16 protein-coding genes are annotated in these 10644 nt (G+C 59.9%); 2 read left to right on the top strand and 14 right to left on the bottom strand.

Going from position 1 to position 10644, the window contains the following annotated elements; genetic code table 11:
* Positions 1–23 precede the first annotated feature (23 nt).
* A complete protein-coding gene (locus C5L14_RS29980) occupies positions 24–575 on the bottom strand; it encodes a hypothetical protein (RefSeq protein ID WP_146126930.1) in 552 nt (183 codons plus the stop codon).
* 296 nt (positions 576–871) lie between these two features.
* On the opposite strand from C5L14_RS29980, the gene C5L14_RS16685 reads away from it, so the two are divergent.
* A complete protein-coding gene (locus tag C5L14_RS16685) occupies positions 872–1636 on the top strand; it encodes an outer membrane protein (RefSeq protein ID WP_181161202.1) in 765 nt (254 codons plus the stop codon).
* Positions 1637–1735: 99 nt separating this feature from the next.
* Here C5L14_RS16685 and C5L14_RS16680 read toward each other — a convergent pair whose 3' ends face one another.
* The 13 genes from C5L14_RS16680 to ybaK form a co-directional block, all read right to left on the bottom strand.
* Positions 1736–1990, bottom strand: a complete 255-nt coding sequence (locus C5L14_RS16680) for a DNA-binding protein (RefSeq protein WP_105863143.1) — start codon at positions 1988–1990, stop codon at positions 1736–1738.
* A 219-nt stretch (positions 1991–2209) separates the two neighbouring features.
* Positions 2210–2809 carry a hypothetical protein gene (locus C5L14_RS16675; protein WP_105863142.1) on the bottom strand — a complete coding sequence of 200 codons (600 nt, stop codon included), beginning with the start codon at positions 2807–2809 and terminating at the stop codon, positions 2210–2212.
* The gene (locus C5L14_RS16670; RefSeq protein WP_105863141.1) at positions 2802–3002 is read right to left on the bottom strand and encodes a hypothetical protein; all 201 of its coding nucleotides are present in this window, start codon (positions 3000–3002) and stop codon (positions 2802–2804) included. The genes C5L14_RS16675 and C5L14_RS16670 overlap by 8 nt, the downstream gene beginning before the upstream one ends.
* 50 nt (positions 3003–3052) lie before the next feature.
* Positions 3053–4612 carry a hypothetical protein gene (locus C5L14_RS16665; protein WP_105863140.1) on the bottom strand — a complete coding sequence of 520 codons (1560 nt, stop codon included), beginning with the start codon at positions 4610–4612 and terminating at the stop codon, positions 3053–3055.
* A complete protein-coding gene (locus tag C5L14_RS16660; RefSeq protein WP_105863139.1) occupies positions 4599–5075 on the bottom strand; it encodes a hypothetical protein in 477 nt (158 codons plus the stop codon). The genes C5L14_RS16665 and C5L14_RS16660 overlap by 14 nt, the downstream gene beginning before the upstream one ends.
* On the bottom strand, positions 5059–5307 hold the full coding sequence (locus C5L14_RS16655; protein WP_105863138.1) for a hypothetical protein: 249 nt from the start codon (positions 5305–5307) through the stop codon (positions 5059–5061). Before C5L14_RS16655 ends, C5L14_RS16660 begins: the two co-directional genes overlap by 17 nt.
* An 8-nt stretch (positions 5308–5315) precedes the next feature.
* Positions 5316–5564, bottom strand: coding sequence for a hypothetical protein (locus C5L14_RS16650; protein WP_105863137.1), 249 nt, complete (start codon positions 5562–5564; stop codon positions 5316–5318).
* A complete protein-coding gene (locus C5L14_RS16645) occupies positions 5564–5860 on the bottom strand; it encodes a hypothetical protein (RefSeq protein ID WP_146126929.1) in 297 nt (98 codons plus the stop codon). Before C5L14_RS16645 ends, C5L14_RS16650 begins: the two co-directional genes overlap by 1 nt.
* 180 nt (positions 5861–6040) lie before the next feature.
* The gene (locus tag C5L14_RS16640; RefSeq protein ID WP_105863135.1) at positions 6041–6616 is read right to left on the bottom strand and encodes a hypothetical protein; all 576 of its coding nucleotides are present in this window, start codon (positions 6614–6616) and stop codon (positions 6041–6043) included.
* 112 nt (positions 6617–6728) lie between these two features.
* Positions 6729–6938, bottom strand: a complete 210-nt coding sequence (locus C5L14_RS16635) for a helix-turn-helix transcriptional regulator (protein WP_105863134.1) — start codon at positions 6936–6938, stop codon at positions 6729–6731.
* A gap of 90 nt (positions 6939–7028) precedes the next feature.
* Positions 7029–7439 carry a hypothetical protein gene (locus C5L14_RS16630; RefSeq protein ID WP_146126928.1) on the bottom strand — a complete coding sequence of 137 codons (411 nt, stop codon included), beginning with the start codon at positions 7437–7439 and terminating at the stop codon, positions 7029–7031.
* Positions 7420–8778, bottom strand: coding sequence for a tyrosine-type recombinase/integrase (locus C5L14_RS16625; RefSeq protein WP_245443410.1), 1359 nt, complete (start codon positions 8776–8778; stop codon positions 7420–7422). Before C5L14_RS16625 ends, C5L14_RS16630 begins: the two co-directional genes overlap by 20 nt.
* 174 nt (positions 8779–8952) lie before the next feature.
* Positions 8953–9429 carry a Cys-tRNA(Pro) deacylase gene (gene ybaK, locus C5L14_RS16620; RefSeq protein ID WP_105863131.1) on the bottom strand — a complete coding sequence of 159 codons (477 nt, stop codon included), beginning with the start codon at positions 9427–9429 and terminating at the stop codon, positions 8953–8955.
* A 178-nt stretch (positions 9430–9607) separates the two neighbouring features.
* Between ybaK and C5L14_RS16615 the strand changes: the two genes are divergently transcribed.
* Entirely contained in the window at positions 9608–10639 is a 1032-nt protein-coding gene (locus C5L14_RS16615; protein WP_105863130.1) for a cysteine synthase A, read from the top strand.
* The last annotated feature ends 5 nt before the right edge of the window (positions 10640–10644 follow it).

Below are 10644 nucleotides of genomic sequence, written 5' to 3'. Positions count from 1 at the left end.
TCATAATTTCAGAATAGCATAAATCACGCTGCCCGAGGTACTCTGTCCCAAAAGTATGAAACCAGAGCATCAATGGCCAATTCGGTCATATTGCTACCAAGAGCCGACGCACGTTTGTAGGTCTTGCCGTAACAACGCCCGACATCTTCGGCGGTCGCGCCATCCAATCCGGCGACCAGTGTATAGAAAGCCTCGCTGCCGATGCCATCAGCAATGGCCGCGAGACGCTTCTGGGCATCGATCATGGCAGCTACTGCTATCGGGTGTTTCGGAGCGTGGCGTGCCGTTTCCAGCACATCGGCGAGCCATCCGAGGGCGTATTCGGCTGCGACACTGCGCTTGCGAGCGCGGGATACAATAGCGTCCGGGACCAGCGGAATATTATCATTCGCAGCATTCAAGGCAGCGGCCTGGGTGATCAAGTACGGGACCGTTGGCCCGCCATGCCAGTTGGCGGCGCCAGGAGGGAGCGGAGGATCTGGCCGGAATTCGACATCGTATAGGTCTGGGTGGTCTAGCCGTGGACTGTTGTCGTTGGCCGCAGCAGGAATAGAGAAACGTGCCGTCTTCGGCATGCAAAACCCTCACAATGGATGATAGGAAAACAAACACAGGCCCTATGTGGGCTCTTGGTCTTGGTCGCTCTGGCATTCCTCTTGAGTGCGGCACGACGATATTTAATTATATTGTTCGATTGCGGCTTATTTAGGGGTATCTCCCTTTTTATTTTTCACTTCGCCGTGCTTTTCGCTGCGTCATTCAGTCGTTCAAGTTTTAATACAGAGAATTTTTTCGAAATGTTGCCAATTAGCAACGGCTTTCACCGGCAATCGAAGTTATGAATAGTCGCACACTCATTTGGACTATGGCCATGCGCAAGCTTCTCCTCGCCTCTTCTGCTCTTGTGTGCCTGTCAGGTGTGGCTATGGCCGCCGATCTCGCTCCGACTGCTGTTGAGCCGGTCGCACCGGTAGCAGCTCCGTTCAGCTGGACGGGCTTTTACGCTGGTCTGAACGCGGGTTACGGATGGACACAGTCAGATGAAGGATGGCGTCACACCAGCGGAGGCGACGCCCCTGACGCCATTGCGTTGCGCCAGTCGCTAACCAATCACTCTTATGACCTTAACGGCTTCCTTGGCGGCGCTCAGATCGGGTACAATTGGCAGCAAGGTCATTTCGTGGTCGGTGCGGAAGCCGATGCCGATTTCTACCAAAAATCGTTCTCCAAAACCCGCAGCCTCCTTCCTAATTTCCCCGGCAATTCAGTAACGCAGACTGGCAAGGTGACGGGATTTTACACCGCGCGCGTTCGTCTTGGTTATGCATTTGACAGGACACTGATTTATGCCACCGGCGGTTGGGCGGGAACGCAACTAGATTTCCGTGACTCTTCGGCTTATCCGGCCAGCTTCCAAGGGGTGTCGAAGTCCGAATTTAAATCCGGCTGGACCGTTGGCGCGGGCGTGGAGCAAGCAGTTAACGAGCACTGGTCCGTGAAGCTGGAATACCTATACGCGGATTTTGGAAGCACAAAGTCCTCGTCCTGCAATAATGCCGCTCCAGACCTCTGCTATTCACATAAGCACGACGTTAAAACCAACGTTGTGCGCCTCGGGGTTAACTACAAGTTCTGATCTCGCGTAGCTGAGTGCGCCTGCCGGTAGTGGCGCCGGCAGGCTAGCGGCGAATCTAAGCAGCCCTAGGTCGATACCGGCCCCGGGTCTCTGCCCGGTTCACGGCAAGATTGGCACCGGGCCGCCGCGCCGGATGGTATCGAGCAGGTCTTCGAAGATCGCAACGGCGTCGGGCCGGAGTTCCAGCACGCGCCGGACGGCCTGAGCGCGTTCGTGCTGGATGTAGTGGCGTGTGCATTCCTGCAGGTCGTGCTCGCCGGGAGCTGCGCGAGGCAGCACGCCCTTGGAGATCAGTCGATCGACCGTCCGAGCGGACAGGTTAAGATGGGCTGCAACTTGATCAATAGAAGCCATAGAATATCCTCTCTGTTGGCTTGTGGAGCCCGGTGGTGGGCTCCGTTGTTATGGCTGGATTGTTTTGTCGCCTGAGGCCCAGAGCGACGACGCCACGCCTCTACGAAAATCTTCCATCTAAAAATGGATCGCGGTCGGGCGTTACCTACGTGCCTATATCGCCGGGAGGACCCGTCACTTTTTTGCATTGGTCGCCATCGAGGCATGCATTTCTGCATGTCACTTCCGAATGGCGGTCTTCATCGCCTCCAGCATTGCCTTCGGTGCCCTCTGCTGCATCTCGCGCGTCATCGTCTCGCGGAAGATCTCGAAGAACGGCATGTCCTTCTTGATCTGGGCTCCTGTCTTGAGCGTGTACATGAGCTTCAACTTCTTGCGCTTACCCCGGCCGGTGACGGCATAGACGACATCGCCGCGGCGGAAGCTCCTGCGTAGGTTCTTGGGCCGTTGGCCCGACACGACGCCCGTCCTGCCACGCCGCACGTTGAGCGAGGGAATGGCGAGCCTGCCGCGGGACGACTTGGTGCCGCCGGTGGCATGCAGGAACAAATGCCCGCGGCCCTGCGACCTGGCGTCGGTGATCGCGACACGCAGGTTGTGCTTGTTGCTCTTCTCGACACCCAAGGCCCAGCCGATGAACGCCGGGTTCTTGGCCTTCACATGGGAAGGCCATTCTTGGATGATCGCAGATCGAGATGCGAATGCCGACTCGTTGAGTGCACGGCTCAGTGCATAGGGCAGTTGCTTGGCAGCGACGCCGAGCCGATCGGCCATGCGGTGGAACGAGCTGAAGTCAAATTTCAGGATCTCGTCACTCATCGGCGGCTGCTCCGGTTTCGATCTCGATGCCGGTGACCGTGGCTTCAAGCGACAGCGTGACCTTGCCGTCGGCAGCGAGCCGCATGCATACGAATTGGGGCGCGCCGCTGGAAATGTGCACGCCGACAATCTGGGCCGGGGTGCCGTCGGCGAGAGCGGCATCGATCGGGGGAAGGGAGAATGAGGTGGTCATGGTGTTGTCCTATGGTTGCGGTCGCGCCGGGATGGCGGGCCTGGGATGGTTTAGGAAGCGGCCAGGTACCGGGCTTCGCCGTCGGCCACGATGACCTCCAGCGTCCGCCCGATGAGAGCGCCCAGGTTGTCAGGCCGCTGGCCGTTGTTCGTGGCGGCGAGGATGCGATCGAGGATGTCTCGGCCGTGAAGCGCCTCGGCGGGGTCGCTGTGTTCCACGAAAAATTCGTGCGTATAGGTGGTGCCGTCCCAGTCGGTAAGATCCAGTTCGACCATGCCGTCGTCGGGCTCGTCGATACTGGCGATGGTGAGCTTCCGCCGCCCTCTCGGAAGGTCGTGTTCGGCTCGCCTTGAAGTATGACCGCCTGCCGGCTGGGCGGGCTCGCCGTCTGGTGGGAAATCGAACTTTTCGCCAGACGCCGTATAGTCCACGCGGCCACCCTTTCCGACGGTCGCCACTACCGATCGACCGATGCAGTCCTTGAAGTCGGTCGAGAAGTTGTTGTTGACCGCACGGCAGAGGGCGCCGTTGATCCGCTGGCCCTCTTCCATAAGCCCGGCGTCGTGATTGTTGATTGGCCAAAAGGTGTGCTCGAACTCCTGGCCGGTGGTGGCGGTCAGGGTCAGCTTGACTGCCCATGCGTCGAACACGCTTCCCACGTGCTCGACGGCACTCACCGTGAAGCGGTTTGTACCTTTCGGGAGATTGTGGCCGGCGTCGCCTGTTTCTCTGGCTCCGGGGTTGCTGACCTTGGTCTTGCCATTGGCTCGGCTGCGGCTGACTGCTGCGTCCTTGGCATCGACATACGCTTCCGGAAGATCCTCGTCGTACCGCTCTCGGTCCAGCCAGTTCCCCAAGCTCGTCTGAAAGCGCTTCTCGGTACCATTGCGAGCATATGCCTCGGTCCACGCCGTGGCCTGGGCAACAAGCCGCTCGTGCAGCTCGGGGGCAGGCTTCAGGTTGGTATAGGCCGCCTTTGCCTTGTGCTTGTCCCGCTTGTTGCCCCAGGCCGCCCAGAGCTGTTCGAAGCCGCTCTCTGTCTTCTTCGGGTCCCGCGCGCCCGGTGGAGGGGCGGGCAAGGGAGCGTCAGCGACCGCCGCGCCGTCCCCGGAAGCCGGGGCGTGGGTGCCTTCCCCTTCGGGGTTCCTACTTCCAGTACGCCTGCCTGTAGGCAGGCTAGGTAAGTAGGTTTGGGTATCGCTCACAATACCGCTACAGGCGCTAGAGGTATCGCCTGCAATACCGCATGAGGTATCGTGTACAATACCGCTAGTAGAGGTATCGCCCACAATACCGCTAGCTGATTTTATCGGGTAGTCAAAGTTCAGCCTGTACTCAGTCGGCCGGGTTCCCCTACCTTCGCGGAGCACCGCGAGAGCGCCTTGGGCGCAGAGGTGGCGTACTGATGCGATGATGTTTGGACGGGTCGCGCCGGTTGCCTGCTCAAGATAGCGCAATGAGACCCGAGCGTTCTTGTGCACCCTCATGTACTTCTCGATCACGACCGTGGCCACCTTCGTGTCGAGCCGGGTTGCCCATTCGCTGAGGTTCACCGCAACCATGAGCTTATGCTGGGCAAGCAGGCCGTCGTCGACATCAGGCTTCGCCATTAGCCGCCTCCAACTCCCGCTCACGGAAGTGCTCTTCCAGCTCGCGCCGGCTCTCCAGATAGCTCTCCTCGGTGAGATCCAGATTGGGTAGGAAGATGGGGCTGCCGGTCGAAGTGCGGCCGATCTGCGTCAGCGCTCCGTGATCCCTTAGACGATTGAGGAAGCGGCAGATGGTACGGCGCGGCATGCCGTAGGACTTGGCCATGGCGGTGGGCACTACAACGGCTGGTCCGCCTTGCAGCATCCAGAAGTGCACCACGTCCATAAGGATGCGAGAATACCGCGCAGATTTTGAGTAGGGCGGCACGCCCCACACCATGAAATGCTGCGCCCGATCAAGCAACGGCTCCGGCACGTTCTCCAGGCAACCGTATGGTGGGCTGAACTTGGGGGCCGCCGTCATACTGCCGGTGCCGCGATCGAAGGCAGGAGCGCTGTATTGGGGTTCAGGCTGCGCGGTCATGCTGGGCGATGGCCTTCTGCGTGAGATCAAGGATCTTGGTGGCGGCCTCTTTGGTGAAGAAAGACGTGGCCAGGTGCCTTTTGGATTGTGGCGGCCGAACGCGCAGCCCCTTGTCGGTACGAGTAACGGCCAGGCCAAATAGCCGAATACCGCAATCGAGCTGCAGATCTACGAGCCACTCAATGTCGGGCCGATACCCCGGATCGGGGCGGCGGAGATGACAGATTTCCATGGTTATTCCTATCGAACGACGACGCCGCGCTCGGCGAGAGCGGCGATGGCGAGGTCGGTGAGCTTCTGGGAAAGTGGCATGCTGATGCCATAGGCTCGCGCCAGGCGCCGAGCATGCGGCGGGTGAGTGCGCAAGCTGCCGTCTTCGGCAACGCGCAGCTGCAGTCCGTGCAGGATTAGGTCAGTGTCGAACGCGACAGAGAAGCGGGCCAAGGTGGGGCCGTCTCCATCGAGGTAGGTAATGTCGGTGACGTGCATCACCCCGTCTCCGCGGCGTTAGCATCGAGCAGGACTCCTTCGATGTCGAAGGCGAAAATGCACTTGGCCTTGAGCAACCCGCGCACGAGGTCCATGCCATAGGCGAGAAGCGGGTCGCTCCCGTGCCAAGCACTATTCCCATCTCGAATGCCGGACTTCTCCAGCTCGATTGCTTTGATCAACTTGAACGCTGTCTCGCTGATCGCGTCGTAGGCAGCAATCTGGTCTCTGCTGGGAAGGACTAGGCCCGCTTTGGACTGCCAAGCCGCAACACGACTATCTAGATGTACCGACATTTGAATCTCCATTCGTTCGCCGCCATCGTGGCGTGTTGAAGGGTGTTCTCCCCGCGTGCGGACAAGGCGGTATCGTCCGCGCCGAAGCGCGTTTTGGTGGGCTTGGTTTTCAGAAGGAACGCCCCGGCAGGTGTTCCAGGGGACTCACATGGCGATTGGCGCGGGGCGGTGGTCTAGGCTTTAGTGCTCGGTGCTGCTGATCGGCAGATCGTCGAAGTCGATGAGTTCTGCCGTCTGGAACGGAACAGTTGCGTCATCGTCCTGCTCTTCCGGGGCTTCCGGCTCCGCATGGAGGTCCATCAGTGTTGCTGACACCTCCAAGGTAGCATGGAGCTTCGCGAGGGCGTCCACCGCTTCGTTGTGAGCCTTGATGTGTACCGTCTTGTTGGTCTCGTCATCGAGGCACACCGCGGCGCGCTTTGCCATAACGGTTGGATCCGGGCTCTTGCCGATCAGCGGGTGCCGTTCGTGCCACTGAATCAACCCTGCATATGCCAGTCCGCGAGCGCGATCATAGGTTGCCTTGAAAAGAGCACCGGCGGGATCGGTAGGCTCTATGTAGTCGTGATACAGGCGCACCGCCTTGCCGGATCGCATCTCGACGTCGGTGACGATCTCGGCGAGGTCCGTAGCGCTGATCTCGTTCATGATGTCGGTGCGCATGTCGTGCAATGCGTCGTCGTCTTGCCGGTATGACGGCATCGACTGAATCATGCCGATTGCGTAGGCGAGCGCCTTCTTGGCGGTATTGGTCATGGTGACCTTCCTTCGATTGGGGTTGGGGTGAAGCCGTCGGCCCGCGTACGGGCAAAGCGATGTCGTTCCCGCAAATGCGGGTTGGGCAGAAGATTTGCTTGGTTGGTAGAGGTTAGGCGGCTTGGCGAGCGTTAATGCGCTCTTGTATCCAGTTGTAAACTTCTTGGCGCACGAATGCGAAGCGACGGTCACCCAGGGGCACAGCCTGGGGGAACCGGCCTTCGGCGCGGTATCGGTTGATCATCGTGCGGCTGAGCGATGTCGCGCGGACGGTCTCGTTCATTGAAATCAAAGGCGCGTTGTCGTTCGAGGCGGATGGCATGGCGGCGTCTCCTTGTTGGCCATGTCCCCTATATTGTCTATTGCGAGCGTAACTTCAGCGACAATAAATCGGCGTCTTTTCTGTCGTCAGTTAGACCTCCCTTGCTTCCTCTTCGGCCTCAATTACGCCCCGGTAAAATTTCACGGTTCGTTGTAGCTGGCGGACTACAATGCCAGTCTGTCGTTCTAATTCGGCATAGGCCTGCATTGGTTTCATGCCGGCGTCTGTCAGTTCGTCGTAGACCTCGCCGATGTCTCGCCACCACTTTGGCTCGGGCTTCGCAGGGCGACCTCTCTTTGGTTCGAGCAGGTCAGCTACGAAATTCAGAAAGTCAGCCGAGTGGTAGCCCTCGCGCAAAGACTTAATCGCCAGCGCTGTGACTTCGTCCTTTATGGCCTTCGCTGCCGCCTTGTCGCCGCGAGTTTCCTCTTTTGTTGCCCCCGCCAACATCTCGCGAAGCCGTACAGTCAGGACACAAAACCTAAATCCCAGCGGTGCCATCTGCCCCCCCCAGATATGCCGCCCAATCGTCCATCAGTCTCCGCCGCTTCGCCAGGGCGTCACCGCGACGGTATGCTCGTTCCACCTGATCGCCCACGGCATGGCTCAAAGCTGCCTCGGCCACTTCACGCTGATGTTGCGTCTCGTCCGCAGTCCATTCCCGGAATGTCGATCTGAAGCCGTGGATCGTAAAATCCCCTGCTCCATACGTCTTCATGCATTTGGCGAGCGCAACATCAGATACTGGTGACGCGTCGACTCGCCCCTCAAACACCAGGTTGCCACGCCGGGACTCCTGCATTTCGGTTAGGATCTCGATCGCCCTGGCCGCCAGTGGAACGCGGTGCTCTTTTCCCGTCTTCATGCGCGCGGCCGGCACCGTCCACACGGCCTTTGCCATGTCGATCTCCTGCCACTCAGCGCCCCTCACCTCCAGACTGCGAGAGCCCGTGAGAATGATGAACTCAAGGGCTCGTGCAGCGACGCCGGAAGCCCGCCGGATCTTTTTCACGAACGCTGGGGCATCCGTGTAGGGCAAAGATGCGTGATGCCCTTTTGCCAGCTTCTTCGGCGGCGGCAGGATCTGGTCAAGGTGGCCTCGCCATTCGGCCGGGTTGTCACCCTGGCGAAGCCCCCTAGCCTTTCCGTGGTCTAAGACGAGCTTGATCCGCTCTCGAACCTTGGTCGCCGTTTCTGGCTTGTCGTGCCAGAACGGCCGGAGCACTGAAAGCACGTCCTCCGTCGATACCTTATCTATTGGCACCTTCCGAATCTTGTCGGTGTAGGTCTTCGAAAATCGCTCCCAAGCGGCAACGGTTTTGTCACCGCGCCATTTCGGCTTCATCGTCTCGATATATTCCTCGGTGATCTGGCCGAAGGTCGCCACTCGCTTGGCAGCCTGCCGTTCGGCCATCTCGATTTTCGGATCTCCTCCCCTTCCAACGATCTCCCGGGCCTCTTCAGCTTTCGCACGAGCCGCGGCTAGAGAAACTGCACCGGTCCCGCTACCATACGGCCCGAGACCGATTTCGCGCCTGATGCCGAATCGTTTCCAAATGAAGACCCACGATCGTCGACCACCGGTTTGCACCCGCAGGTAGAGGCCGTCACCATCGCCATAGATTCCCGGCTCGGTTAAGGCTCGAATCCCTAGATCTTTAAGCTTATGGCGGGCCATTGGTTCATAACTTTGTGCATACCCGACAGGGTTGTCTCTATAGTCGGTACTGTCACGATAGGCGTCGATACTGACTTTTTCTATGACTAGATTGCCAATAAAGTCAACAAAATCAGTAGCTTGGCGCCTGCTCGCGGAGCCATTCTCCTTCTCACCTGACATTCGGTTCTATTGTACGCCTCGGCGAGGCGCGTCACCTATTGGCGCTTGATCCTGCTCTGCTCCCAGTCATTCGCGTTCGGCCGGATTTGCAGCACTCCATCGTCGCCCGGAGCTTCCGCACGGGGGGCTCCAACCAGCTGTCGAGGCTCGCGGCTGGCGAAAGCCTGAGAAGGCTCAGGCCGAGATCAGGGCGGCGGCAGTCGCGTCGAGGACGGTTTTGGCATCGCCGGGAGCGAGCCGGATCTGCAGGCCGCGCTGGCCGCCATTGACATAGACATAGTCTGCGCCGAGCGCGGCTTCCTCGATGGCCGTGCGCACTTTGCGCATCTGGCCGAAGGGGCTGATGCCGCCTATCTTGTATCCCGTGCTGCGCTCGGCATCGGCCGGCTTCATCATCTGCGCAGACTTGCCATTGAAGGCGGCAGCCAGCTTCTTCATGGAAACCTCGTGATCCGACGGCACGATGGCGCAGACCGGCTTGCCGTCGACCAGGGCCATCAGGGTCTTCAACACCCGGCTGGGCGGTTCGCCGAGGGCCTCGGCGGCCTGCAGGCCGATGCTGTCGGCGTCGGGATCATAGTCATAGCTGTGGACGGAAAAGGCGACGCCAGCCTTGGCGAGCATCTGGGTGGCGCGTGTCACCTTCGACATGATTGGCTTCCTTGCGACGGTCGAGCGCGGCAGTCCCGGTCCAGACGGCCAGCCTGCCGGGGCGAGAGCTATCATGGCACCCCGGCCTGGAAAACCCGTCGTCGACATGTCTCTCCCCTATGCCGATCCGGAAAGTCGGGTTAGGGTCGCATCCCCTCCAATCAGCAGACGATCACACATGGCTTTCCGTACTGGTCTCGTCGACGCCATCGGCAATACGCCCCTCATTCGGCTCAATCGCGCGTCCGAGCTGACGGGCTGCACCATTCTCGGCAAGGCCGAATTCATGAATCCGGGCCAGTCGGTGAAGGATCGGGCGGCATTGTTCATCATCAAGGATGCGGTGGCGCGGGGCGAGTTGAAGCCCGGCGGCACCATCGTCGAAGGCACCGCAGGCAATACGGGTATCGGCCTGGCGCTGGTCGCCGATGCCATGGGTTTCCGCACGGTGATCGTGATTCCCGAGACCCAGAGCCAGGAAAAGAAAGACATGCTGCGCCTGGCCGGGGCTGAACTGGTCGAAGTGCCCGCAGTGCCCTATGCCAACCCCAACAATTACGTGAAAGTTTCCGGTCGGCTGGCGGCCGAACTGGCGAAAACCGAACCGGGCGGCGCGGTTTGGGCCAATCAGTTCGACAATGTCGCCAACCGACAGGCCCATATCGAGACGACGGCGCCAGAAATCCTGGAACAGACCGGCGGCAAGCTCGACGGCTTCATCTGCTCGATCGGCTCGGGCGGCACGCTTGCCGGCGTCGGCATCGCCCTGAAGGCGGCCAATCCCGCCATCAAGATCGGCGTCGCCGATCCCATGGGGGCTGCCATGTATTCCTGGTTTACCGAGGGCGAGCTGAAGTTTTCCGGTTCGTCGATGTCGGAAGGGATCGGTCAGAACCGGGTCACCAAGAACATCGAGGGCGCCCCCGTCGACCTCGCTTTTCAGATCCCTGATGAAGAAGCGGTGCCGTTGGTCTATGATCTTCTCCAGGAAGAGGGGCTGTGCGTGGGATTGTCGACCGGCATCAACATTGCTGGCGCCATCCGCATGGCCAAGGAACTCGGGCCGGGCCACACTGTCGTGACCATTCTGTGCGACCACGGCTCGCGCTACCAGTCCAAGCTGTTCAATCCTGCTTTCATGCGTTCCAAGAACCTGCCTGTGCCGGAATGGCTCGAAAAGCGTTCCACCATCAAGGCTCCATTGGAATAGGTGAC

The organism is Labrys okinawensis (assembly GCF_002982075.1).
Classification (GTDB): Bacteria; Pseudomonadota; Alphaproteobacteria; order Rhizobiales; family Labraceae; genus Labrys; species Labrys okinawensis_A.
This window is presented reverse-complemented; position numbering and strand designations above follow the sequence as displayed.